This window comes from Undibacterium sp. Ren11W (assembly GCF_049340485.1).
In the GTDB taxonomy this organism is placed as follows: Bacteria; Pseudomonadota; Gammaproteobacteria; order Burkholderiales; family Burkholderiaceae_D; genus Undibacterium.
This window is the reverse complement of sequence record NZ_JBMPPB010000001.1, coordinates 223,358-249,091: the sequence shown is the minus strand read 5'-3', so window position 1 is coordinate 249,091 and position 25,734 is coordinate 223,358. Positions and strand designations below refer to the sequence as shown.

General features: G+C 51.9%; 16 protein-coding genes. 5 read left to right on the top strand and 11 right to left on the bottom strand.

Annotation, left to right across the window (positions count from 1 at the left end; translation table 11 throughout):
• Window positions 1-444: 444 nt before the first annotated feature.
• Entirely contained in the window at window positions 445-1,101 is a 657-nt protein-coding gene (gene leuE, locus ACO0K8_RS01155) for a leucine efflux protein LeuE (protein WP_422944790.1), read from the bottom strand.
• Between leuE and ACO0K8_RS01150 the strand changes: the two genes are divergently transcribed.
• The 3 genes from ACO0K8_RS01150 to ACO0K8_RS01140 all read left to right on the top strand — a co-directional run bounded on the left by ACO0K8_RS01150 (window position 1,100) and on the right by ACO0K8_RS01140 (window position 4,243).
• On the top strand, window positions 1,100-1,318 hold the full coding sequence (locus ACO0K8_RS01150; protein WP_422944789.1) for a hypothetical protein: 219 nt from the start codon (window positions 1,100-1,102) through the stop codon (window positions 1,316-1,318). The genes leuE and ACO0K8_RS01150 overlap by 2 nt on opposite strands.
• A 162-nt stretch (window positions 1,319-1,480) precedes the next feature.
• Complete coding sequence (locus tag ACO0K8_RS01145) at window positions 1,481-3,451, top strand: methyl-accepting chemotaxis protein (RefSeq protein ID WP_422944788.1); 1,971 nt, start codon at window positions 1,481-1,483, stop codon at window positions 3,449-3,451.
• Window positions 3,452-3,454: 3 nt separating this feature from the next.
• Window positions 3,455-4,243 carry a substrate-binding periplasmic protein gene (locus ACO0K8_RS01140; RefSeq protein WP_422944787.1) on the top strand — a complete coding sequence of 263 codons (789 nt, stop codon included), beginning with the start codon at window positions 3,455-3,457 and terminating at the stop codon, window positions 4,241-4,243.
• Window positions 4,244-4,363: 120 nt separating this feature from the next.
• On the opposite strand, the gene pbpC is transcribed toward ACO0K8_RS01140, so the two are convergent.
• The 8 genes from pbpC to ACO0K8_RS01100 form a co-directional block, all read right to left on the bottom strand.
• On the bottom strand, window positions 4,364-6,640 hold the full coding sequence (pbpC, locus tag ACO0K8_RS01135) for a penicillin-binding protein 1C (protein WP_422945833.1): 2,277 nt from the start codon (window positions 6,638-6,640) through the stop codon (window positions 4,364-4,366).
• Window positions 6,641-6,772: 132 nt separating this feature from the next.
• A complete protein-coding gene (locus ACO0K8_RS01130) occupies window positions 6,773-7,786 on the bottom strand; it encodes a serine hydrolase domain-containing protein (RefSeq protein WP_422944786.1) in 1,014 nt (337 codons plus the stop codon).
• 39 nt (window positions 7,787-7,825) lie between these two features.
• Window positions 7,826-8,251: an ACT domain-containing protein gene (locus ACO0K8_RS01125; protein WP_422944785.1), complete on the bottom strand. Its 426-nt coding sequence runs from the start codon at window positions 8,249-8,251 to the stop codon at window positions 7,826-7,828.
• 5 nt (window positions 8,252-8,256) lie between these two features.
• Window positions 8,257-8,583 (bottom strand): quaternary ammonium compound efflux SMR transporter SugE, encoded by a 327-nt coding sequence (gene sugE, locus ACO0K8_RS01120; RefSeq protein WP_422944784.1) that lies wholly within the window; start codon window positions 8,581-8,583, stop codon window positions 8,257-8,259.
• A gap of 250 nt (window positions 8,584-8,833) precedes the next feature.
• Window positions 8,834-9,640: a DUF2971 domain-containing protein gene (locus tag ACO0K8_RS01115; protein WP_422944783.1), complete on the bottom strand. Its 807-nt coding sequence runs from the start codon at window positions 9,638-9,640 to the stop codon at window positions 8,834-8,836.
• Between the two features lie 85 nt (window positions 9,641-9,725).
• Window positions 9,726-15,572 carry an MG2 domain-containing protein gene (locus ACO0K8_RS01110; RefSeq protein WP_422944782.1) on the bottom strand — a complete coding sequence of 1,949 codons (5,847 nt, stop codon included), beginning with the start codon at window positions 15,570-15,572 and terminating at the stop codon, window positions 9,726-9,728.
• A 2-nt stretch (window positions 15,573-15,574) separates the two neighbouring features.
• Complete coding sequence (locus tag ACO0K8_RS01105; RefSeq protein WP_422944781.1) at window positions 15,575-17,461, bottom strand: MFS transporter; 1,887 nt, start codon at window positions 17,459-17,461, stop codon at window positions 15,575-15,577.
• Between the two features lie 125 nt (window positions 17,462-17,586).
• Window positions 17,587-18,528, bottom strand: a complete 942-nt coding sequence (locus tag ACO0K8_RS01100; protein ID WP_422944780.1) for an ion transporter — start codon at window positions 18,526-18,528, stop codon at window positions 17,587-17,589.
• Between the two features lie 260 nt (window positions 18,529-18,788).
• Between ACO0K8_RS01100 and ACO0K8_RS01095 the strand changes: the two genes are divergently transcribed.
• The gene (locus ACO0K8_RS01095; protein WP_422944779.1) at window positions 18,789-22,124 is read left to right on the top strand and encodes a S41 family peptidase; all 3,336 of its coding nucleotides are present in this window, start codon (window positions 18,789-18,791) and stop codon (window positions 22,122-22,124) included.
• A gap of 69 nt (window positions 22,125-22,193) precedes the next feature.
• On the opposite strand, the gene ACO0K8_RS01090 is transcribed toward ACO0K8_RS01095, so the two are convergent.
• Window positions 22,194-23,018, bottom strand: a complete 825-nt coding sequence (locus ACO0K8_RS01090) for a DUF2189 domain-containing protein (protein ID WP_422944778.1) — start codon at window positions 23,016-23,018, stop codon at window positions 22,194-22,196.
• Between the two features lie 428 nt (window positions 23,019-23,446).
• On the opposite strand from ACO0K8_RS01090, the gene ACO0K8_RS01085 reads away from it, so the two are divergent.
• Window positions 23,447-24,244 carry a type IV pili methyl-accepting chemotaxis transducer N-terminal domain-containing protein gene (locus ACO0K8_RS01085; protein ID WP_422944777.1) on the top strand — a complete coding sequence of 266 codons (798 nt, stop codon included), beginning with the start codon at window positions 23,447-23,449 and terminating at the stop codon, window positions 24,242-24,244.
• Window positions 24,245-24,308: 64 nt separating this feature from the next.
• On the opposite strand, the gene ACO0K8_RS01080 is transcribed toward ACO0K8_RS01085, so the two are convergent.
• The gene (locus tag ACO0K8_RS01080; protein WP_422944776.1) at window positions 24,309-25,271 is read right to left on the bottom strand and encodes a GGDEF domain-containing protein; all 963 of its coding nucleotides are present in this window, start codon (window positions 25,269-25,271) and stop codon (window positions 24,309-24,311) included.
• Window positions 25,272-25,734: the final 463 nt, after the last annotated feature.

Genomic DNA, 25,734 nt, shown 5'->3' with positions numbered 1-25,734 from the left:
CAGACATTTGATGCCCGTTTCTTCCTGATTGTGACTGAGAAAGATCAGAAACTCAATCAAGGATGCCGCATTAAGTTGCAAACCCTAGCATCGATAATGATGGCGAATGACTGTATTAGCGGGAGTACCGATAGATTGAGCAGTTTGAGATGAGTAAGATGATCACGCTTAATCTACAACACTTCCTGATTTTCTAGCATTGCTGGTCGAGCAAGCCCAGTACGCATATTCCATGCGCCTTTCCGGCCTGCCACCTCTGCAAGCCGCACCACGTTTGCGTGCTGGAGCATTGGCGCGCGCAATACAGCGCCAAATCAAGGCAGGCTCAACTTGAACGCTGCCGTATTATGTATTTCATTACGCTCGCCTCCAAGACCTCACCTCCACGACAAAAACAAAAAAGCCTGGCAATTTACCAGGCTTTTGTGAACGTACGCGTGCTTCTTAATGCAGACTAGCTGCCGCCAACTTGGCACCAAACCAGATAAACAGCCCCCCTACCCCGCTAGAGAGACCGGCAGAAAGACGCCGACGTTTGCTAAAGCCCTGTGCCAGCCTAGCCCCCAAAAAAATCAAAGCGGATAAATACGTGAAGCTAAACACCAGCACCACCGCACTCAAGATTAAAAAAGGCACGGCTGGCGTCGGATAGTTTGGGTCGATAAACTGCACAAAAAAAGACAACAGGAACAAGATCGCCTTGGGGTTTAACAGACTAATAAATAAGGCACGTTTAAACGGGTTCTGCATGTTTTCAGCGACCGCCGTGATCTCGGCCACTGGCTGGTCGCGGCTACGCCATTTTTGGATTGCCGCCCAGATCAAATTGACACCCAACCAGGCCAGATAGCCGGCCCCAGCGTACTTCACGGCCATAAACAAGGCAGGATAGGTGCGCAGCAACCCAGCCGCACCTAAGGCTGTCAACATCAGCAACACCGTGTCGCCAACAAACACGCCCAAAGCGCCCTGATAACCAGCGCGCACACCTCGCGCAGTGGCAACCGCCAGCACGTATAAAGAGTTCGGGCCGGGTAACAAAATAATGCCCAAGGCCCCCAATACATAGGTCCAAAGATCGGTAACGCCGTAAAAACTCATGGTCAGTCCATTACAAGTGGGTAAAGCCGGCGTCAGAACATGCTCTGAGCGCAGCGTTAAATCATTTTCTAGCCTAGCATTATCCCATAATCTAACTGTTGGTATTTTGACGCTAGTGATTCCCGACAAGACCTGGCCCAGCGCGCATATTCCATGCGCCCTGCAGGCCAGGCATGCCGAAGAAGCGCATGGAATATGCGCCTCCGGCCTGTTATAAAAAAGCTAGCTGACAAAAGTCTCATTGCAACTGTTGCAATCAATTGCAATGATGCTTGTGATAATGGGTTTATTCGGCAATACTCTGCCAGCGACACAGATTTTCGCGCCTATAGTTCGCTTTGAAACTTTTGATTTCTCGTTTAAACAGGAGATTCATATTATGTTATCAACACTTCGCCGGCGTCTGATCGCCATTTGCGTCAGCATCGTCGTTTTAGCGATGATTGCCGTCGTCGTCGCCAATTTCGTCACGACCCGCGCGCACACTTTAGAATCGCTCACTAGCCAGATGACGCAGCTTTCACAGAGCCATTCCAGCCAAATCGCTGAATGGATACATGCCAGAAAACTGGTGGTCGGCTCCATCAAACAAGCCATTGATGCCGCAGATCCTTTGCCGGCACTCAAAGCGGCAGAACAAGCCGGTGGTTTTGACCTCACCTATCTGGGTTACCCGGATAAACGCGCGGTGTTTTCTCAAGTACGGGTACGCAAACCCGATTACGACCCAACGGCGCGCCCGTGGTATATCAAGGCCTCGCAAGCTAGTGGCGCTATCGTCACCTCGCCCTACATCGGTGCCAGCAATGGCAAACTACTTGTCACCGTGGCAGAAGCGGCAGGCGCTACCGGCAGCACCACCGCCGTGGCCGCCGCTGACGTTCTGATCGACACTTTGGTAAAAACCGTGGTCGAGATCAAACCGACACCGAACAGCTTTGCTTTTCTGGTCGACAGTAAAGGCAATATCATCGCCCACCCGGACCCAAAACTGACCTTAAAACCGGTCTCGGATTTAAGCAACACTTTATCCATAGAACTACTGACAGCAACCGAAAAATCCAAACTTAGCGCCGCGGTGCAATTACTTGGCCGCGATGGCTTGCTCTTTGTCAGTAAAATTGAAGGTACTGATTGGCTACTCGCCATCGTCCTCGATAAAACCGAAGCCACCCAGGCCTTAAGCACAATGTTGACCGTCTCGGCCGTGACTGCGTTGGTAGTGAGCGGTTTAGCCGCCTTACTGCTGGCAGGACTCATCGCCCGTGCCTTGCAGCGCCTTGCCACAGTGCGTGACGCCATGCAAGAAATCGCCACCGGCGACGGTGATTTAACCCGCAGACTAGACGCGCAAGGCGTCGATGAATTAGCGCAAATTACCTCAGCGTTTAACCTCTTTGTCGACAAAATCGCCAAGGTCTTGATGGAGATACGCAGCGCCAGCGAATCGGTCAAAGTTGCCACCTCAGAAATCGCAGCAGGCAATGCCGATCTCTCGTCACGCACCGAAGCGCAAGCCGGTTCACTGGAAGAAACAGCCAGTTCTATGGAAGAACTGACCTCTACCGTTAAGCAAAATGCCGACAATGCGCGTGAGGCCAATCAACTGTCTTTATCAGCCTCAACGGTCGCAGTCAAAGGCGGCGACGTGGTCTCGCAAGTGGTCGACACCATGGGTTCGATCAAGGGCAGTTCTAGCAAGATGTTCGATATTATTAGCGTCATCGACGGCATCGCTTTTCAAACCAATATCCTGGCCTTAAATGCGGCGGTAGAAGCGGCGCGCGCCGGTGAACAAGGGCGCGGCTTTGCCGTGGTGGCATCGGAAGTACGCAATCTGGCACAGCGCTCGGCCGGCGCGGCAAAAGAGATTAAGGCACTGATCGTTGATTCGGTAGAGAAAGTCGATCTGGGCGGCAAACTGGTCGATGAAGCAGGCCGCACCATGGGCGAAATCGTTAGCTCGATCAAGCATGTGGCCGACATCATGAGCGAAATCACCGCCGCCAGCCAAGAGCAAAGTTCGGGCATAGAAGAAATCAATACTGCCATCACGCATATGGATGAAATGACCCAGCAAAACGCGGCCCTGGTAGAACAAGCCGCAGCGGCTGCCGAGAGCCTGCAAGAACAGGCGGAAGCCTTATCGGCCACGGTCGCCACCTTTAAACTCGATCATGCAGACGCTGCGGCGACGAGCACGCCACGCGCTGCCACAAAAGCGGCTATAAAACCGGCGCCAGCCAAGGCAAGCAACGCGCCAAAAAAACTCAACAATAGTGCCCGCAGCAGCAGCAATAACAACAATAACAGCAAAGCGCAAAGCGCTGACGACTGGGAAGAGTTCTAACTGATGATGTTAAGCCAGTGGTTGCGCTCAGTTTGCTATGGCGCGATCTTATCCGCCTTAGGCGCACATGCCAGTGCGCCTGAGAAAGTCGTGCTCTACGGCGATGCCGCCTATCCGCCCTACAGCTTTGTCGAAGATGGTCAATTCAGAGGTCTGTATATCGACATACTGCAAGCGGCAGCCAAGCGACTGCAAGCGGACTATGCGATAGAACTGGTCCCCGTCCCCTGGAAACGCGGTCTCGATTATCTAAAAAATGGGCGAGGCCTGGCGCTCTTCCCGCCCGGCTTAAAAAAGGAACGCGACTACATTGCACCATACTCGGTGTCCTTATTTCGTGAGACCGTGGTGGTCTTTTGTAATGACGACGTCATGCTGTCGCATCCAAAACGCTTCCCTGACGATTTCATCGGACGCAGCATGGGCGTCAACGCTGGATTTTTATTGTCAGACAAACTGACGCAGGCGGCAACTGCTGGCCAAGTCAAAATAGACCCTGCCCCTAACAACGATTCGAATCTAAAAAAGCTGGCAATCAAACGCATAGATTGCTATGTCAGCGATCGTGGTGCAGCGCTCTACTCGGCCAAACAATTGCGCATCAAAGAGATTAATTTCACTCTGGAATTGCAAGAAGCGGCGATCTTATCCGAAGAAGATACCTTCCTCGGATACAGCCGATACTTCAATGCGCCATATAAACAAGACTTCATCGACAAGATGGATGCGGCCCTCTCCGACATGAAGAGTAAGGGCGAAATCAGCAAGATCATCAAGGCCTATTTTCATTAACGCGCTAAGCGACAATTCAGAACGCAGACCGCATGCGGCTGAGCGACCAGGCCTACTAGGCACATGGCTATTTAATTGACAGAATGCGCACTGGGTCTCGTTTAAGCACTGCACGCATATTCACTTGCGCTTGGCTTTCGGTGCTGCCGCACTCACCACCGCGCCGCGCACTTCAAACTTCACCTGAGCTAGCAGCTTGCCCTGGCTATCGACCAGTTGCAGCAGATGCTTACCTGGCCACGGCATCCAGTCTATGCTCAGCGCAGTCTGGCTAGTCTGATTCGCCGCGCTAGCTTTGGCTGGCGCTTTGCCATCGAGCAGCCACGCCGCCTGTTTGACGCCTTGCGCAGCAAAACGAATGCGTTGGCGCTCGGGTGGAATATCCGGATCGAGCGCCACCAGCATGCCAGCGGTAGGATAAATGATCAGCGGCCGGATCTGATTGGGATGCGCGATGCTGATCAGGCTTTGCTCGGTACCGGCTAAAAAGTATTCAGTACGCGCCGCTTCCAAAGCGCCCTCGTATTCTATCGGTTGAGCGATAACACCAGCGGGCAATTGCATGGGACTAGTGACAGTAAGAGTCGACTTGCCTGCCACCTTATTGACTAGCGAATTGGCCACCTTATGTTGATGCAAGTAGTGCATGACTTCTTGCCAGATCGGTGCCGCGCCGGTGACGCCAGAGACATCCCACATCGGTGCGCCCGAGGCATTGCCGACCCAGACCCCGACCGTGTAGCGATCAGAATAGCCAACGCACCAGTTGTCGCGCATGTCTTTTGAGGTGCCGGTTTTTACCGCTGCCCAGATGCGGGTGGCCAAGGCACTCTCCAGCCCGAAGGTGGTGGCACGCGCCGCTCTATCTGACAAAATATCGCTAATAATAAAGGCAGCACCCGCATCCATCACACGAACAGTAGCAGTAGCAGGCTGAGCTGCTAGCGGATCTTTATCGCTAGTGCGTGGGCTAGCGTAACGCCCCTGATTAGCTAAAGTGCGGTAGGCATTAGTCAAAGCCAGCAAGCTGACATCGGCACTGCCTAGCGCCAGGCTGTAGCCGTAATAATCGCCCGATTCGCGCAGGCCAAAACCGAGTTGCTGCAAGCGCCGGAAAAACAATTCCGGCGTGACCGTGACCAGAGTGCGCACTGCCGGAATATTTAAAGATGAAGCGAGCGCAGTACGAACACTGACCAAGCCCTTAAAATGTTTATCGTAATTTTGCGGAATATATAAACCCGATGCCGTCGGCAAATTCACCGCCGCATCATCGAGGATAGAAGCGGCGGTCAGGAATTTTTTTTCTAGCGCCAATTCATACAGAAAAGGTTTTAAGGTCGAACCAGCCTGACGCAAAGCCTGCACCCCATCGACTTGCCCGGCATCCGACAAGGCCCCGCTAGAACCTACCCAAGTGAGCACATCGCCGCTCTGATTGTCGATCACCAGCACCGCACCATCTTCCACATTTCTATCCACCAGCGCCGACAAGTGACGCACCAGGGCATCGCGCGCAAAGGCTTGGGCAGCACCGTCTAGCGTGGATCGAATTGCCGTTACAGAAGGATTCGCGGCAAACAATTTGCGCGCCAGATGCGGGGCTAATTGCGGCCCGCTGATGCTGCGCGCCACATCAGATTTAGCCGTCAGGCGGGCGAAATACTGCGTGCTCAGCCCCTCTAAATTCGCGCAAAATTGCGGCAGGCCTTGTTCCTTCAAGCTGGCGCAGGCGCGCTCGGCCACTTTGGCGACGCTGGCATTGGGCCCGCGTATCAAGGCCACCGCAATTGCCGCCTCTATCTTATCGAGACCGCTAGGGTGTTTATCAAACATTACGCGCGACAAGGCGTGTACGCCGACTAGCTCGCCCTTAAACGCGACCAGATTCAGATAGGCTTCCAGGATCTGATCCTTGCGCCAGCTTTGCTCCAGCCACTGCGCCACCAGCGCCTGCGTGATCTTCTGGCTGGCAGTGCGCGCCGTGGCTTTACGCCGCAAATCTTGTTCCAGCAAACCGGCCAACTGCATGGTAATGGTAGAAGCGCCACGGGTTTTTTTATTCCACAGGTTACCCCAAGCCGCGCCCGCCACCGCGTTCCAGTCCACCCCGCCATGCTGGTAAAAGCGTTTGTCTTCCGAAGCGATCAAAGCCATGCGCAAGGCGGGCGAGACATCCTCCAGCCTTACCCAGGCCAGCTTACGTTCTTTGGGATTGATGCGCTGCTGATGAATGACGACACCGTTGCGGTCAAGCAAAACCGCATCGGAAGACTGGTAGGCTAGCTGCACTTCTTTAAAGCTAGGGATCGCCAGCGCGCTGCTATGCCAACTAGCCAATAAGAAAAGAGCGACGACAAATCTACGCGCTAGCGAGAGTAAAAAATTCAAGTACATGGCGTGTACATCGATGAAAACTTTCAAATCGATCACGCAGTATCCATGCGGGTTTCAAGGCATTTTTGGCTTGGAAGGCTCATGGATACTGCGCAAGGCATTTCTAAACGTGATTGTATGCTTGCTTGGAAACTAGCCCAGCCTACCAACTAAATCGATCAGAATCGTAGGATCGGCGGCTATCTGGTCTGTATTTGCCAGTTGTATCAGCGAGAGCTTTTTTTGCGGCACCAGGAGCAAAATTGCAGTGAAACCCCACAAGTGGCCTTGATGATAAAGATAGTCTATCCCCCCTTGGGTAATCAGCTCCAGGCCAAAGCGATAACTGATCACAGTGCCGTCATTTAATGGCGATGGTAGCAGCATCATATGCAACAGGCTGTCCTTATCCTGCCATTGCCTGTGCAGCTCGCGCTGCCAAATCTGCAAATCATCGGTGCATGAATACACACCACCGTCACCCACCGTGTTGGCGTTGCCAAGATGCTGTTGATAGCCAAACGGTCTGGCCTCGTCTTTATCATAACTGCGTACACGGTTCCGAATAATGCTAGCTCTATCCTCATCAAAGCGGGTATGGTGCATACCCAAGGGATGGAACAGGGTTTGCGCCGCATAGCGAGCCGCAGACATTCCACTCAGCTGTTCTATCAGGGCAGCCAGCAAGACATAATTACTATTGCTATAGGCGAATTTTTCACCGGGAACAAAGTCCAGCGAATCGGCGCGCCGTATCAACTCCAGCGCAGTCTGATTATTAAAATAATCGCTCTCGTGACGACCAAGCTGGCATTCCAACAACCACAGGTAATCCGGGATGCCGCTCGTGTGATTGAGTAAATGCCTGAGTAAGACTGGCGTTTCATATTGCGCTAATGTTGGTAGTATTTCAACAACATTTTGATCCAGAGAAATCGCCCCGGCACTTACCAGATGCATTATGCACATCGCGGTAAACGGTTTAGACTCCGAAGCCAGATAGTAGGCGCTCTTGCCCGATAACTGAGTACCTAGTTCCAGGCAAGCCAGACCATGGTGTTTTTCTAGAAGTGGCTCGCCATCGCTGCTAAGTACGACGCTAAAGCCAGGCTCATCTGGGCCGGTGGCTAAGCTTAGTTGTTGGTAGTGTTCAATCAGAGTAGGCATAGTCTATATTGCTGTATTTGGCATTAAGTAAATCACTGTTTAGCACTGTGCCAGCGCTCTGGCTTGTAAGCCGCGTAGCTCAGCCATCGCTTGCTGCGCACTTTCTAACGGCACAAAGAGATGATCGTGATAAGCACCAGCGACTACATTACAACTGATACCAGCATCCCCCAAAGCAGTGGCGAATGCGGCAGTCAGGCCGACGGCCTGCAGATCGGAGTGCACCGTCAACGTGATCCAGGCACAGGAAAAAAGTGGCTGCAGCCCGTAACGCTGCGCATCCTGCTCTGCCATGATGACGGACCAGCCTTCAGGCTCGTGGATAGACGCCACGATCAGGGCGGGATCTAGCGGTTGATTGCGCACTTGATCTCGCGCGATCGAGGCAAACACAAACACGCCGGGATTAAGCACCGGCTGCATGGTTTTGAGGAGTTCATTCAGATCCGAGATGGGCTGCGTCATACAGATTATTCCGTGGCTGCGGTAGTTAGTTTCAGACCAATGATGCCGATCACGATCAGACCCAGACTCAGCAAGCGGCCGATATTGGCCGCCTCGCCGAATAAAAGAATGCCGAGTAGCGCAGTGCCGACCGCCCCGACTCCCACCCACACCGCGTAGGCAGTGCCTACCGGCAGCGACTTCATGGCGATGCCCAACAAGACCACGCTGATCGTCATCGCCACCAAAGTAATGACACTAGGCCAAAGACGCGTGAAGCCCTCGGTATATTTAAGCCCTATGGCCCAGACAATTTCAAATAATCCCGCAACGATCAAGATCAACCAATTCATAAAAAGCTCCAAAGTGTCGGGGCCGTCCCCGCGATGAAGAAGAGCGCCGAGGTCGTCCTCAGCGCGGGTGTTGAACTACCAAAAACGATCACGCAGTATCCATGCGGTTTACAGGGCATTTTGGGCTGGTGAAGCGCATGGATACTGCGTGAAGCGTCTTTTAAATTCATCTTTCGGCTCCGCTAGAGATTTATCAATTCATAAATTTTTCTAACATTGTCGAAATACTTTTTTGACTCCGTCCGACGGTCTATTTAATTAGACCAAGGCGTTTAGAGTCTATGTTACTTATATAAGTGAACTCTTTAAAGTTCACCTCGAATTTTTCTGAACTTCGCTCTCCGCGCCAAAATTTTACATTGGGATTTTGTCCTGCAATAATTAGACAAATTATCTGCAAGGATTGCTCGTCGATATCAGGTCCGAAATAAATGGAGTCCAATGCTTTTGATTCGTATGTATAAAGCGTGCCAACATCCGTGTGAAGACATCGCCATTCTTTTTCATAACTCCATGCCTCTGATTTGGTGCAAAATAAATCCAAAATTTGTTCATAATTACCTGTGACCAGAGCACTAACTGCATCAAATTTTGGCATAACACTGGTGTATTGAACTTTTTTCATTTTTATAAATGGTTCAAACTCTGTTATGAATCCTAAACAAAATCCTTTATAGCGCCCCCCATAATGAGACCACATTAGTAAATCGTCATTTTTTTCAGAAAAACAAGAAACACCATTATTTTTTAAAAATTTTTGAGTATGCTTTTCTAATATTGGAACAGCGTTGCCTACTATCATTCTGCGCAAATCAAGAATATTGGCCGAACGAAATCGCTCTTGCATATCGAGTGGCACGTCATCTTTTTTCGAATACTCCGCTCGAAACAGCTCTAACTCCTGATTAGTGGGCTCTTTAATACTAGGTTTCAATGCACAATCATAAGGATCATTAAAGCCCAAAGGCGATCCAAAATATATGGATTGAGCTTTCAAATTTTTTAGACTTTGAGCAGAGAACGACTCATATTTATAAATTATTTTTGGTATATTCATTTCTCAACTGGCAAGTCGATAATTTTCAACAACGACGGCATAGCGAACTGCATCGGCCCGAACAAACCTATCGGGCCTTTATCCCCTATTTCACACTCATCCCCGCATTCGGTGACTCGCCAAACATCTCTGGTGCGTACATGGCTTCTACCCTGGTTTGCGGTAATTTAAATTCGCCGACGTTGTTTAAGCGCATGGTGTAAGAGATACTGAATTTGCCCTTAGGTACGAACTGGTAATAGGCGCGATACGATTCGAAGCTGCGCTCTTCGTAGGCCATCCAGGCTGCGCTGTAATCGGGCTCGCTGCTGACGGCGCCAGTGGCGTTGGCGGCAATCGCTGAATCGCGCCCCAGACCAGAACCGAGCAGGCTGGCACCGGCCGGTATCGGGTCGTTCAGCACTACCCAGGTCATGTCGGTCTGGGCATCGACATCGATATTCACGCGCAAGATGTCGCCACGACTGTATTTGCCTTTCTCTTTTTGCTCTATCGCCTGGACGGTTTTAGTGATGCGGTAGCCGCTACTGAACGGCGCTTTGAGCGTGACTGCCGCCAGCGACTGCAGCGTCACCCAAGGCTTGCCCTTGCCTTCGTGACTGAGCTTGATGCTGTCGGTGGCGCTACCGGTTGCCGGCCACGGTAGCATCAGTTTGCCGCCACCAGTCGGGCCCCAGTTGTAGGTCTGCACAGGGCCGCTGACGGCTGCCATTTGCAGATTGGCCTTGCTGCTACCGGCGACTTTTTCGGTCTCAAACTTGAGCGCAAATTTCTCCATCGCCAGGCTGCCCCAGACATTGGCGGTGGTCGACATCCAGTGACCGCGTACCTGCCTTTGGATAGAACCGGTCACCAATTTCGACATATCATCGGCCCAGGCTGGATTATTCAGCGTCACCAAAATCAAGCGGTTGGCGCTGTTGTCGCTATTACCCATCAACCACCACCAGTAATCGTCTTGCTCATTAGAGAAGCCCATGCGGGTGCCCTGGTAGTTCAGACGCGCACGCAAAATTTGCTCGGCTTCTTTTAAGTAAGCTGCGCGTTTGCTGATGGCGGGCGTGTTTTGCAAGATCGCCAGCCAGTCGATCACGGCCGAAGTCGGCCACAGATTCGGGTTGATCTGTATCGAGCCCAACATGCGCTCCTGCACCTGGCCGTAACGTGACAGCGCTTCTAGCGCCGCCAGTTTGCGCACTTCCAAATCTTTTTTCGGCGACCAGAAATCGCGCGTGATCTTGCCTTCAACAAAGGCCGCCAGACCTTGCAGCATCTTGTTGCGGCTGGCATCGGGCACGGCATAATTGGCTTCATGGGTGGCCGAGATCAGGTAAGCGGTTAAGCTATCGCTACCACGGTTAGCGCTGGTTTCACCCGGCGGGTAGTAATACGCCAGACCATCGCCATCGAGATAACTTGGCAAGTCACTGGCCACTTTTTGCCATTGCGCAGCATCGCGCAAGCCTATCGCCCGCGAGGTTTTTTGCTCCAGACATGAGTAAGGATAATCGTTGAAATATTTGCGTATCCCCTCTTGCGATCCGGCCAGGCTAGGCATCAGAGAAATCGCCACACCACCGCGCCCCGGCAAGCCATCGGCCGGCTGGGTAATTGGCATACTGAGCGCCTTATCAAGTTGCATTAAGCTCGCTTGCTGCACCGTGACTGGCACCGCAGGCACCACACGCTGAGTAAATTTCAAGGCGTCTTTGACACCAGCGCCACCCTGCTCCTGCGCTTTTAGTTCCCACACCAGTTGTTGCTTATCCTCGGGCAGCGCCGAGACCGGCACTGTCACGTTCCAGTTAACTTCGCGCGCCTCGCCCGCTGGTATCGCGATGTTTTGCTTAGGCAGCTCAGTGGCCAAGCCAGTGACTGTGGCCGCTACTTGCACCTGCATCGCGCGCGTGGTGGTGTTTCTGAGTGTTAGCATGGCAGTAAACACATCGCCCTCACGCACCAGCGGCGGCAGACCAGTGATGATTTGCAAATCCTGAGTGGCGCGGATACTGGCACTGCCAGTACCGAACAGGCCTTCGCCATTCAAGGCGATCGCCACGATCTTAAAGCTGGTCAAAGCATCGTTAAGCGGCACGTCGATCTGGGCACGGCCATTGGCATCCAGGATCAGCACTGGCTTCCACAGCAAGAGCGTATCGAACAACTCGCGGGTAGAGGATTTACCACCGCCACCACCTGCCGCCACGGCCTTGCGGCCATAATGGCGTTTGCCGATTACCTGCATCTGCGCAGTCGCTGTCTCGACTCCGTAGCTGCGTCTTTGCAGCATGGCGGTCAATAGATCCCAACTACCGTTGGGTTGCAACTCGAGCAGGGCTTCATCCACCGCCGCGATGGCGATTTCGGCACCGGCGGCTGGTTTGCCGTTCGGTAGCAATACTTGTACCGTGGTTTTGGCACTGGTGCGAATAGCGTACGTAGTCTTGTCGGTAGTGACCGTGACGGCCAGTTTATGCGCGGCAGTGCCTACCGTAATTTCTGCGATACCGTATTTATAAGCGGGCTTGGCCAGATCCACCGTGGCGCTAGGGTCTTGATATTCGCGAAACTCGCTCCACCAATTCAGCGGTTCTTTCCAACCCCAGGTGAAGAAAGAATACCAGGGCACTTCGCGCATGCGACCACGCACTGCCAAGACCGAGACAAACACGTTAGGACCATATTCGGCCTTAATCGGCACTTGTACACTAGGGTCGCGGCCATTAAGTTGCACCACCATGGTTTCGATCACACCTTCGCGTTCGATCGCCACCAAAGCAGTGGCATAGCGGAAAGGCATACGCACCTGGAAACTAGCCGTCTCACCGGCTTCATAATGTTTACGCTCGGGCAGCACATCCATGCGATCCTGGTTTTCTCCATCGAACCAGATTTCGCCACGGCCAGTCACCCAGGCCGAGGTTTTAGCTTGTGCAACTTTAGCATTTTCATCTTTGGCTTTGGCCAAGATCTCTATATTCCCCGGTTCAGTCAGGCTCACTTCACAGATCAAGAGACCACGTTCATCGCTTTTGCCCGAACACAGTGTACCCAGATCCTTGCTGCTTTCGGCATTTTCATAAGCGTAAAAACCGCCGACCATGCGCTTGCGGTGCGAGTTATTTTGCTTGGCAATCCCTGTCAGTTCTAGCGCCACGCCAGCCTTAGGTTTGCCATTGGTGTCGAGCGCGATCGCGCTTAAAGTGATTTTCTTTTTAACCGAGACCCATTGTCCTGCTTTGACACCGACCAGCACCGCAGATGACCACAAAGGTGTCACCGCGCTGATGGTCTGGATCTCGCCATTCGGATCGGCATAGCTCATCTCGGACAGCAATTCTTGCGGCTTGACGATGGCGGGCAGATTTTTAACCACGGTCTTGCCAGCGCCGTTTTTATCTAGGGTGACAGGCAATTTATTCGCGACAATTTTTTGCTCTTCTTCCGTTTCGCCGCTGGAAAAAGAAAACTCTTCATAGGCAGGAAAGGACAGCGCTTTATTGCGCAGCAAACTGGTCACTTGCACCGCCAGGCCAGAGGCACCGCCGCCATTGAGGTAATTAAGCTGCACTGCCAGCGGTATCTCTTTCGGTGCCACCTGCAACTCTTTTGGTGGAGTGATACGACCTTGCAGCAAAGGCAGGCGGAATTCTTCTACCCTAAAACTGCCGGTGGTATACGTGCCCTGACCATAACGCGATTCGTCGTAGCCATCATTCTGGCTTTCTTCATTATTGAGCTCGGTTTTAGTCTCTATCGTGCCTTTATCCAAGACGATCTCATAAGTACCGAGCTTGGCTTGTGCCGGCAACTTGAACACCGTTTCGGCCGCACTTCTGCCGCGCCACACCAGCGGAAACTGGAATTCCTGATTACTGCCCTGATGGATGATTCTGGCCCTATCCGGTAATAACTCGGCTTTTTGCAAGCCAAAACCGCGCAGATTTTCTATCCGTATCACGTGTTTCATAGCCACCGTTTCACCAGCGCGGAATAAGCTACGGTCGAGTATGGTGTGGGCTCTGACGGTTGCCGCTTTATCGGTATTGGTAGGCAGGTTGAAGCGATACGACTCTATGCCGTTATTCCATGAACTGAGCGCAAAGGCCATGTCGGCGCGGCCCTTCTCATCGGTTTTACGGGCGCTGACAAAGTAGCCGTTAAGCTTGACAGGGTTTTTCGGGTCATAGCCATTGTAGCGGCCACATTCGGCCTGATGATCCAAGGTGGCGGGCAACATCGCGACACCTTTGGCATCGCTAGTACCGCGCCAGACTTCCTTGCCCCAGCAATCGGAGATACGGATATCGGCGGCGGCAACTGGTTTGGCTTGGTCCAAAGTGGTGACCCAGACTGCGCCATTTTCACGCCCGAGTTTAATATGCACCGCCATATTCGTCACCAGGGCGCTGGTGCGCACAAACATCGGTGCGTCCTTGCCCAATAAGGCGCTACCGAGTTTTTTCGACTCCAGTTCAACCACATAAAAACCCGGATCTTTGAGCGGCAGGCCGATCACCTCGAACGGACGCGAAGAAGGATCAGCATTATCTGGCATCGCTGGCAGATCGAGCTTACGCACGCCCGCTTCCTTAGCTAACAAGCCTATGCTACGAGTCTCAACCGACTCGCGACCTATCGTGACGCGGCTCTCGTGGTAGGCATTGAGCTTGGCAATCCAGTTGATGATGGCGGCATCATCACTGACTTTCAGATTACTCACTTTACCCGGTGAATTTTTACCATCGACACTACGTACTATCAAACTTTTCTCTACGTTTCTGAGCGTCACCGGCAAAGTGGCATCGGCATTGAGTTCTATGATACCAAAAGGCGCGGCAGGAAATTTCGCCAGCGGTGGAAAATCTGCAGTAGAAAATTTCAGTGGAAACTGCGCCGCATTGGATAAACTACGACCACTCTCATCCACCAGTTTGGACGGCAGCACAATTGCATATTCGGTCTTTTCGGCAAATGGTGGCTTAAAGCTAATCGATTGCACCATGGCTTCTTTGTCGTCACGTTGAAAATCAGGTTTGACGCTCCCCTTACTGCCTTTGATAAGTATGTCTTCCGCCAGTTTGCGGCTAATGGGTGAACTGAAATACAGAGTCACTGGCGAGATCGGGGTACAGGCGGCATTCGCGTTTTCGCGTTGGCAACTCATGCTGGCGGTAAAGGCCTTGCGGGTATTAAAGCTGAATGTTTGCGGCTTAGACGTGGCGAGACCGCTGGCTGTGGCGATGCCCTTATCCCACACCAGCTTGACTGCCGCCTCATTCGGAAAGCGTTGCTGGCACTGGACTATTGTGACACGAGCGCCATCTTCATTTGGCGCAAAATGTTTTAACAAGGCGGCGCGCGCGTCTTTGTCGACAAACTTAACCGGCACCCTTTCGTGTACGCCTTCAATTTCGCAATACAGATGCTGGCGTATGCTGGCCTCGGTAGCCGGGCCGTTTTGCGTCAGAATAAACGCCTGTTCTTCTTCTATGCTGCCGCCCTCATACGGCTGCACTCGCAGCACGGCCGGGCCACCGGTAGAGAATTGGAATGCTGCCTTGCCACTCAAAAGATTGCCGCCCACCGTCTTAAAGCCTGGCTTGAGCGTGAAGCTGCACTGGGTACCAGGTGGCAGGTCGCGGTTAAAGTCAAAAATCCAGTTTTTATCGTCGGCCCAACGTGAGCTACCAGCCTCGCTGCACTTAACATCAAATGGTGAGGCCGCTTTCGGGTCACCAAAAGCCACTGCGGACTCTGAAAAAGTCACTCTGACCTGACGGATCTGGGCGACTTCTCCCTGCGGTGAAAATTTGACGACATTCGCCGCCAGCGCATGTGATGCACCAGTGAGCGCTAGCAGCATAAAAGCGGAAATACCTGCCGCAACGCAGCTAAGTTTGCGCGCAGAAGCCAAGGATAAATGTTTCATGATTATTTCCAGTCACCACGTAATTGTTTGACTTTTTCTTGCAGCATGATGGGGTTCACAGCGGTAGGTAATAAGGACTCGCCGACCACCAGCTCCAGTTTAGAGAAAGGGCCACGTCTGAATGCACGCTCAAAAGCATTGCCCTTACCACGCGTCAAAAAGCTGCCCCACAGACCACGCAAAGCCATAGGAAACACCGGTACCGGGCTACGCTCTAAGATCTTCATGACGCCACCCCTAAATTCATTCATATCACCGGTGGTAGTGAGCTTACCTTCGGGGAAAATACACACTAGTTCGCCTTCATGCAGCGCTTTAGCAATATCGACATAGGCTTTTTCCATCAGCCACGGATCTTCCTTGGCCGAGGCTATTGGGATCGCCTTGGCGGTCTTAAAAACCCAGGATAAAAACGGGATCTGGAAAATGCGGTGATCCATCACAAAACGGATAGGACGCGGGCTATACGCACCGATGACGATCGCATCCATATAGCTGACATGATTGCAAACCAGCACCGCTGCGCCCTCTTCCGGCAAACGATCAATATTCACACCTTTGACTCTGTGCACGGTATGGAGCAACAACCAAGCCAGAAAGCGCATCAAAAATTCTGGCACCAGACTAAAGATATAAGTGGCGACGATGGCATTGAGGATTGCGGTAGCGAGAAATAATTGCGGGATCGAGAAACCCGCGTTGAGCATCAGCATCGCCGCCAGCGCCGCTACCACCATGAAGACGGCATTGAGGATATTCATGCCGGCAATCGTGCGTGACAGATGTTTAGGGTCACAACGCGTTTGTATCAGGGCAAACAGCGGCACGATATACAGACCACCAAAAACACCTATCATGGCGATATCAAACAAGATGCGCCAACTGCCAGTCTGATGCATAAAACCCAGCATATCTACTGCGGCGGTATTGGTATAGCTAAGGCTGGACAAATACAGATCAAAACCGAACAACGACAAGCCGATAGAACCGAAAGGGACCAGACCTATCTCTACTTTATGACCAGAGAGGCGTTCGCACAACAAAGAGCCGGCACCGATACCGAAAGAAAATATGGTCAGCAGCAAGACGAATACATAATGGTCGCCATGCAGATAATCCTTGGCAAACAGCGGGAACTGCGCCAGGATAATCGCGCCATAAAACCAGAACCAGGAATTGCCCAGCAAGGACAAAAATACCGGCTTGTTTTGTTTGCTGAAACCGATATTGCGGATAGTCTCGGTAACCGGATTCCAGTTAATTTTTAATTCAGGCTCAGGTGCCGGCGAATGCGGAATGCGCAAACTGGTCAGCCAACCCATGATGGCAATCGCGATAGTACCGCCGGCCACCAATTGTATGCCCCAACCTTCTTGCACTACCAAGACTGCGCCTAGTATCTCGCCGAGCAAAATCCCGACAAAGGTACCGGTTTCTATCACGCCATTACCGCCAACTAGCTCGTCATTCTTCAGATGCTGCGGCAAGTAAGCGTATTTAACCGGGCCAAACAGGGTCGAATGGATGCCCATGCCGGCCACCGCCGCCACCAGCAACCATAACTGGTGCGTCATCCAGCCACCTGCGGCGACGCACATGATGATGATTTCTAAGAGCTTGACCTTACGCGCCATACCGGCTTTTTCAAACTTATCGGCCAACTGACCGGATGTGGCGGAAAACAGCACAAACGGCAAAATGAAGAGACCGGGGATCAGATTATTTAATAAACCCACATCCATCTTGGTCCAATGCAGGGCATCATAAGTGAGTATGGTGAGCAAAGCGGTCTTGAACACGTTGTCATTAAAAGCGCCGAGGAACTGAGTCCAGAAAAAAGGCGCGAAGCGACGTTGCTTGAGTAATGCAAACTGACTGTGTTGGCTCATGGAGGATTTCGCTAAGGAAAATTAAAAATGAAAGCAATTATAATTTAATCATGCTTTGCTTGAATGAATATCTTGAGCACAGTGAGTACTCCCGCTGCGCTTAGCGGCACACTGAGCGACGCTCGCTAGCTGCTCTCGTGAGCTTCGCGCTGATACGGTGGCAAACTGGCTCCGCAATGCAGGCAATACACGGCTTCACTGACATGCCCCTCAGTGAGGCATTCGTGGCAACTGCGTGTCGTTGGTATAGTTGGCTTAGTTGGTGTGCTCTCGTGCCTTTGCGCGCCCATCTCAGCAGTCACGATACCGGTCGGCACCGCCAGTACACCCCAGCCTAAGAGCATCATCATCGAGGCAATCAAACGACCTAAATCCGTTTGAGGTGTGATGTCGCCAAAGCCCACCGTGGTCATGGTGGTAATTGCCCAATACACGCTTATAGGTATGCTGGTATAGCCATGCACCGGCCCCTCGACCAGAAACATCACGGTACCCATGATCAGCACCACCATCAAGACCACACAAAGAAACACCAGTATCTTGCGCGAACTTGCACGTAAAGCACGCCCCAAACTGCTGAACTCCTCCAGATAGGCGGTCATTTTAAACACCCGGAACACCCGCAACAGGCGCAGCACACGCACATCGACTAGCACATACAATTCAGGGAAAAATAGCGTGAGATAACTAGGCAGCACAGTCAGCAAATCAACCACCCCGAAAAAACTGCGGGCGTAACGCCAGGGGCGGCGCACACAGATCAGACGCGCCAGATATTCGATTGTAAAAATCGCGGTCAAGCCATATTCGGCCCAGGACAATAAAGTGCCATGACTGGCGTTAAAGCTGGCCATACTATCGAGCATCACTACCAGAACACTGATCAGGATAGCGACGATTAAAGCAATATCGAAGTTACGTCCAGCGCGCGTATCGGCCTCAAAAATAATCGTGTACACCGAGAGTCGCCATCCAGCCAAGGGGCGGTCTAGCGATGCTTCGGCACCGGCATTGTTGGCTTGAGTTTTCGCTTGCGGATTTGTTTGATGGGCATTTGCTGGAGTCATACGGGCAGCTTAACTGAAGCAGATTGCAAATTCAACAAACAAGCTGAATCAGAATGACGCACAAATGGCTTAATTTCATAGCTCTATCCTGTCACTGAGCAAAATTTTATGCTGTGCAATTTACGCATCTGGGCATTAACTATGTTTGTGCCTAATCCACGTCACTACGGTAAGCCTTGAGTCAAAAACTATGCAAGAATCTTGGCCTAAAACTCCCTGTACTAAAAATTAAAAAACATTTCCACGAGACCCTCCCCCATATGAAGCTAAGCATACTCTCCCCCTTGGTTTTGACGCTCACGCTGAGTAGCATGCTCAGCGTTACCTGCGCCACTGCGGTGGCTGCCGCTCCCTTAGCCTACAGCCGCTTCCCGGCGATACGTGCCGACAGCGTTGTGTTTACGTCTGAGGGCGATCTGTGGAAAGTTGCTGCCAGCGGCGGTCAGGCGCAGCGCCTGACCAGCCACCCGGGCGCTGAGATTAATCCCGCCATCTCGCACGATGGCAAATGGATTGCTTTTTCAGCCTCGTATGAAGGCCCACAGGAAGCCTACGTCATGCCGTCGACCGGCGGCGTACCTAAGCGTCTGAGTTTTGAAAATAGCGCGGTTACCGTCTTGGGTTGGACGACAACTGGCGAAGTGCTAGTGAGTATGCAGCGCAGTAGCGGCCCCTCCGGGCATAGAGTAACGGCGAGCATCAACCCGGTCAGCATGCGTAGCCAGGTGTTTGCAGTGGCGGACGCCAACGAGGCAGTGCTCGACGATAGCGGTAGACAGTTGTTCTTCACACGCTATGGCCTGCAGATGAGCAACGACAACGCCAGACACTATCGAGGTGGCGCTTACGCCCAATTGTGGCGCTACGAGGTACAAGGCAAGGGCGAAGCGGTGCAGTTATTCGCAGATACTGCGAGCGGCAGCGTCAATAACAAGCGTCCTATGTGGTGGAATAATCGCCTGTATTTCTTGAACGACGAAGATGGTGCCTACAACCTCTACTCAGCCAATCCCGATGGCAGCGCACGCCGCCAACTGACCCATCACAAAGAATGGGAAGTACGCAACCCTTCCCTGGGCGATGGCAAGATCGTGTACCAGCTTGGCGCAGATCTGCACGTCTTCGACCTCGCGAGCCAGAATGATAAGACGCTGGAGATTTCTCTACTCTCTGATTTTGACCAGCAACGCCAACGTCAAATCAAATCACCACTGGAGCATCTGACCCATGTGGAACTGGCAGGCAAACAGCAACGTCTGTTATTCACCGCACGCGGCCATATTGCCATCGCTGGCAATGATCTACAAAGACGGGTAGAGATCGCCATCCCCGATGGCGCAAGGGCGCGTGAGGCGGTGTTTTCGCACGATGATAAATCGGTGTATGCCTTGATTGATGCTAGCGGCGAAAACGAAATCTGGCAATTTGCGGCCGATGGCACAGGCAAGGGGCGCGCCCTCACCAGCGACGGCACCGTACATCGCTGGAACATCTACCCGTCTCCAGATGGTAAATGGCTGGCACACAGCGACAAGCGCGGCCGTCTGTACCGACTCGATCTGCTCAGCAAGGCAAATATTCTGATTGATGACGGCGGTAAATTCGGCATAGAAAAACATGAAGAGGTAAGCTGGTCGGCCGATAGCAAAACCATCGCCTTCGCGCGCCCGATTAAGCATTTGGACCGCCGTCAGATTGGTCTGTACAGCATAGATAACAAACAACTGACATTTACCACCAGCGACCGTTATGATAGTTTTTCGCCCGCTTTTTCTGCCGATGGTCACTGGCTGTATTTCATCTCCAATCGCAATTTTCAGGCCAGCAACCCGGCCCCTTGGGGCGACCGAAATATGGGCCCGTATTTCGACAAGCGCGGTGGCGTATATGCTCTGGCGCTGCAAGCAGGCCTGCGCTTCCCCTTCAAACCTGAGGATGAACTAAGCAAAGCGAATAAGCCAGAAACCCATGCAGACAAAAAAACTGAAGGCGACAGCAAAACATCGACACCAGCAACACCCGCAACACCGTCCATCGTCTATGCAGGTCTGAGTCAACGTCTGTACCAGGTGCCGCTAGCGGCCGGCAATTACCAGGATCTGGCGGTCGATGACAAACGCCTGTATTTCATGGAGCGAGAAGGTACTGATGAGCGCAAGTTCAACTTAAAAACACTGGCGATCAGCGCTGTCGCAGCACAGCCCGAACTATTTGCCGCAAGCGTACAGAGCTATCAACTAGCCAACGCTAAGAAACATCTGTTCTATCGAACTGCCAGCACCGCTGGTGCAACTAGCAGCGGCGAATTTGTGATCGTCGAGGCCGGTGCCAAACAGCCGGCCGACATCAGCAAAGCCAAAGTGAAGATGGATGACTGGAGTTTTCGCTCCGCTCCACGCAAAGAATGGCAGCAAATATTTCTCGATGCCTGGCGCATGCACAGAGATTTTCTGTTCGATGACAAAATGCGCGGTGTCTCCTGGGAGCAGATGCGCCACAAATACGCACCACTGGTAGAGCGCGTCACCGATAGAGCCGAGCTCAATGATGTGCTGGCACAGATGATCAGTGAGTTGGGCACCCTGCACTCTCAGTTACGTGCCGGCGACGTACGCAAAGCAGCAGCTGATGGGCAAAACGCCAGCCTAGGGGCGATACTGGCGCGCACGGACGCCGGATATCGGATAGAGCACATTTATCGCAGCGAGGCCGAATTACCATCGCAGGGCTCGCCCTTGGCACAGCCTGATCTGGATATTCAAGACGGCGATCTGATCACCGCCGTCAACGGCCATGCGGTGCTGGAGGCGCGCGACATTTCTGACCTCTTACTTAATCAGGTCGACCAGCAAGTGCTGTTGCAAGTTAAGCGTGGCAAGGCTGCTGCCAATAACTTCATCGTCACCCCGGTCAACATGGAGAAGCACGCCAGTCTGCGCTATAGCGATTGGGAACAAGGACGCAGCAACCGCGTGAATAGCGCCTCGCAGGGTCAGATTGGCTATCTGCATCTGCGCGCCATGGGTAAAAATGATATCGCCAATTTTGCCCGCGAGTTTTATGCCAATATCAATCGTGATGGTTTAATCATCGACGTGCGCCGCAATAATGGCGGCAATATCGATAGTTTTATCATAGAAAAACTCTTGCGCAAGGCCTGGGCATTCTGGACCTCGCCCAAAGGCGTAATCGGCACCAATATGCAGCAAACCTTCCGCGGCCATCTGGTGGTCTTGATTGATGAACTCACTTACTCGGATGGCGAAACCTTCGCCGCGGGTATTAAGGAGCTTAAACTCGCACCGCTAGTCGGCAAGCGCACCGCCGGTGCCGGGGTCTGGCTAGATGATCAAAACACCTTGGCCGACAATGGCATGGCGCGGGTCGCAGAAAACGGCCAGTTTGCGGTCAGCGACGGCCGCTGGCTGGTAGAAGGTGCGGGCGTCGCGCCGGATGTCGAAGTCGATAATCTACCCAACGCCACATTTAAAGGCGAGGACAGACAACTGGAAGTGGCCTTGAGCATGCTGCAGAAAAAAATCAGCGAACAAGCGATCAAAACTTTGACTCCGCAAGCGATACCAGCACTGAAATGAAAGTGTAAAAGTGAAAAAAGGGCGTTGATATCTCAGACATCAACACCCTTTTTTACGACAGCAATCGCATCAAGGCGACTCGCCGTGCCGCCCCACTACCTCGCGATAAGCATGCCAGGTAGCGTGGCCAACCACAGGCATGGCGATAATCAAGCCCAGATTCCAGCTAAACAAGCCCAGCACCACCAGAGCCACGATCGTCAACGCCCAGACTAGGGTCGCGGGCACGTTAATAAACAAAGAAACGGTACTGATGATCATGGCGGTAATCGCGTCGGTATCTCTATCGAGCATCAAGGGTATCGAAACCCAAGTGATGGCAAAGACGACACTGGCAAACACAAAACCTATGCAGCAATAGACCGCAATAAACTCCAGGTTCTCGAGCGAAAAAAGCTGGGATAAAAAACCGTGCATGGTCGGCATGCCCTTGTTATAGAACAGCGCAAAAACTACCAGAGAAGCACGCGCCCACACCAGCATGATCACCGCCAGCACCAGCGCCAGAATACCGATATTGCTCCAACGCCCACGCATAGAAAACAAGGTGGCCAGCATGCCGCTTTTTTCGCGCTCCAGGCGGCGGCTGATATCGTACAGTCCCAGCGACAATAAGGGCCCGAGTAACAAAAAACCACAAGACATCGCCGACAAATACTGTGGAGCGTGCGCCAGCACCGTGTTCAACAGTAAGCCCATGGCAGCGAAACAGACGCCATAAAACAGGCTAACCCGCGGTGCGGCCAGAAAATCTTTCCAACCCAATTGCAACCACACGAAAGTCCGAAACATCCCCACTCTGCGGATAGGTGGGAAAGGCGACTCTTCGTCTATGATGGTTTTGATATCCGGCGCGGCACTATCACCCGATCTACCGCTACTTTGTTGCGACATACTTGTCTCCTGTGTCAATTATTTTAAGATGCCTGTGCCATTTTTCATGATCTGCATCAATACCATGCTAATTCACTTGCTAGCAGTTTGGCAATGCACGTCTGCGCAATCCCCCTGATATTTACCGGAGGTATACAAAACCGCGCCAGCCTCATTACGTAGACATGACCACCCTTACTGCTGTTCTTTGGCGGCTCTCTTTAACCAAGCTGCTCAGTTTTCATTGGGCTCTTGACATATACTCCCCTTAAAATTTTCTAAAACTCATCGCTTGCGCATATAAACATTGCGCAATAGAAAAATACCCGGGTAGAGTATATAAATAGACAGAGAATAGATTCCAGAAGACTTAGCTCTATAGAACTATTGCGATTACGCAACACACTACCTAGACTGCGGGCTATCCCCCACGATCTAGAGAGACTCACATGAAGCGTAGAAATTTTCTGGCGATCAGCCTGCTTTTGACCAGCCACTTCGCGGCAGTCTCCTGCGCCCAGGCGCAGCTCAACAATATTAGCGATGCCATCAACAAATCCGGTCGGCAACGCATGCTTTCGCAACGCATGGCCAAGGCCTATCTGCAAATCGGACTAGAAGTCGACCTGGAACGATCCAAAAAAATTCTCGATCTCTCACTATCGACATTTGACAGACAGGCGGTCGAGTTACGCGCGTACGCGCCGACGCCAGAAATAAAATCGGCCATGCAGGAGATGGAAAAAACCTGGGGCAGCTACAAAGAGCTGCTGGTCGGCAAGGCCGCGAATAAACACGACGCCAAAGCCATCATGAGCATCAGTGAAGAATTGCTGCGCATGAACGATAGCATCACCAGCCAACTGGAAAAACATGCAGGCACCAGCAACGGTCAATTGGTTAACTTAGCCGGCCGCCAACGTATGCTGTCGCAACGTATCGCCAAGTATTATCAGGCCGCGCAATGGGGTGTCACACCCACCGATGGCAATGCCAAGCTAGAAGCCGCCCGCAAAGAATTTATCGCCAGCATGAGCATATTGAACGCTTCCGCGAACAACAATACGCGGATTAATGAAGAGTTGGCGATGGCACAGCAACAATGGCTATTTTTCGATAACGCGATCAAGCAAACCGACGATAACAAAGGGCGCAATCTGGCCGCGACCAACGTTGCCACCACCAGCGAGCGTCTTTTAGAAATCATGGATAAAGTGACCGGTCTATATCAACAGATCAGCGCTTAATTAAAAAAGCGATCCGCGTCAAAATCAGCGTTAAAAGCGAGCGATAGAAACGGCAGAGATTACCTCAGTGCGCCATAATGATCTGGTTACGACCTGCTTGCTTGGCTTCGTACAGCATGGCATCGGCACGCTGAAACCAGGCATCACCAGACTCGGCCTCGCAGCGTTTGGCGACACCTATCGATACCGTTACCTGGTAGTTAGGGATAAAAATGGTGCCTTCCACCAAGGCGCGTAGTTCCTCGGCCAAATTTTTCGCCGACTCGTGATCGGTGCGCATCGCTACGATCACAAATTCTTCGCCACCGAAACGGAACATGCTATCTATCGCGCGGATGCGCGAGCGCATCAATTCGCAAAACCTCACCAGCACCTGATCGCCAACCGCATGGCCGAATTGATCATTGACGTATTTAAAGTGATCCAGATCGAGCACGAACAGACAGGCATCAATACGCGCATTATGCGGACGGAACAACTCCGTCATCTTGCGATTAAAGGCACGCCGGTTACCGACACCGGTCAGAAAATCGAGCTCGGCCTGATGATTCAGTTCCAGGTGCTGTAGGTTGGTACGATAAGAAAAAATATACGAAAAAAGATTAATCAGTATCAGGGTAATCACCACGCTGGATAGATCCAGCAAACTCATCCTATCGAACAGAGTTACCACCAACAATACCAGGGACGTGGTGTTGATCAGCAAAGCTTCGCTCGCATTGAGCATGAAAAAAGCGGCGATCATGGTTGGATAAACCCAATACACGAGGGCATGCCCCTTGACGTACACCGAGGCCAGCATGCCAGCAGAATAAAAGATGGTGGCCAGTATGCTGGCAATGCGTATCTTCTGGGTCATCCAGACAAAAATCATCACGCCCACTATCACCAACACGATAGTTAAATCCACCGCAGCGAGCGCCCAATTTCCCTGCAATAATCTGACTACGCCAAACGGAAATATACTAAAAATGCTCAGCGCACCGAGCATCAAAAAAATTGTCTCTTCTTTGGAACGCTTTAACATCGTATCCCTCATCCGGAATTCACAGCATCATCAGACAATTATTAAAAAAATATCCCTCACAAGGCTTATGCTTAAACCCCGATTTATCAAGTTACCACACTATGTTGATATGGAATTTATGTTGTCAAAATAAAATATTTTCCAACAACAACAAAAAACAACAGTTTGTTTTTACCGCTTCCGTTACCGAATTTCACTCTCTTCAATAGAGAAAAGACGTGTTTTTACAGAAATTTTCATAGTTAAAACAGTAACAAATTTAGTTATTTTCATTAATCATTTAGCAATATCGTAGAGGATTCACTCTAAACGCCGCATAGTCATCATGCCAAAAACCTTTGGCGTTCTGATCACAACAACCTATCCCTAAGTGCCGGAGTTGGGGGCAAAATGGCGAGGCAAAGCCGCAAGCCGGGCCCGCAAAATTATCCAAAGTAGCTCAGCCAAAACGCAATACTTACGC

Excerpts from the sequence above, each read along its gene's own strand:
- ACO0K8_RS01125 (WP_422944785.1), bottom strand. The coding sequence starts at position 8,251 with ATGACGCAGCCCATCTCGGATCTGAATGAACTCCTCAAAACCATGCAG.
- leuE (WP_422944790.1), bottom strand. The coding sequence starts at position 1,101 with ATGAGTTTTTACGGCGTTACCGATCTTTGGACCTATGTATTGGGGGCC.
- ACO0K8_RS01095 (WP_422944779.1), top strand. The coding sequence starts at position 18,789 with ATGAAGCTAAGCATACTCTCCCCCTTGGTTTTGACGCTCACGCTGAGT.
- ACO0K8_RS01090 (WP_422944778.1), bottom strand. The coding sequence starts at position 23,018 with ATGTCGCAACAAAGTAGCGGTAGATCGGGTGATAGTGCCGCGCCGGAT.
- ACO0K8_RS01150 (WP_422944789.1), top strand. The coding sequence starts at position 1,100 with ATGGTCAGTCCATTACAAGTGGGTAAAGCCGGCGTCAGAACATGCTCT.
- ACO0K8_RS01110 (WP_422944782.1), bottom strand. The coding sequence starts at position 15,572 with ATGAAACATTTATCCTTGGCTTCTGCGCGCAAACTTAGCTGCGTTGCG.
- ACO0K8_RS01085 (WP_422944777.1), top strand. The coding sequence starts at position 23,447 with ATGAAGCGTAGAAATTTTCTGGCGATCAGCCTGCTTTTGACCAGCCAC.
- ACO0K8_RS01115 (WP_422944783.1), bottom strand. The coding sequence starts at position 9,640 with ATGAATATACCAAAAATAATTTATAAATATGAGTCGTTCTCTGCTCAA.
- ACO0K8_RS01130 (WP_422944786.1), bottom strand. The coding sequence starts at position 7,786 with ATGCCTACTCTGATTGAACACTACCAACAACTAAGCTTAGCCACCGGC.
- ACO0K8_RS01105 (WP_422944781.1), bottom strand. The coding sequence starts at position 17,461 with ATGAGCCAACACAGTCAGTTTGCATTACTCAAGCAACGTCGCTTCGCG.
- ACO0K8_RS01080 (WP_422944776.1), bottom strand. The coding sequence starts at position 25,271 with ATGTTAAAGCGTTCCAAAGAAGAGACAATTTTTTTGATGCTCGGTGCG.
- ACO0K8_RS01140 (WP_422944787.1), top strand. The coding sequence starts at position 3,455 with ATGATGTTAAGCCAGTGGTTGCGCTCAGTTTGCTATGGCGCGATCTTA.
- ACO0K8_RS01100 (WP_422944780.1), bottom strand. The coding sequence starts at position 18,528 with ATGACTCCAGCAAATGCCCATCAAACAAATCCGCAAGCGAAAACTCAA.
- sugE (WP_422944784.1), bottom strand. The coding sequence starts at position 8,583 with ATGAATTGGTTGATCTTGATCGTTGCGGGATTATTTGAAATTGTCTGG.
- pbpC (WP_422945833.1), bottom strand. The coding sequence starts at position 6,640 with ATGTACTTGAATTTTTTACTCTCGCTAGCGCGTAGATTTGTCGTCGCT.
- ACO0K8_RS01145 (WP_422944788.1), top strand. The coding sequence starts at position 1,481 with ATGTTATCAACACTTCGCCGGCGTCTGATCGCCATTTGCGTCAGCATC.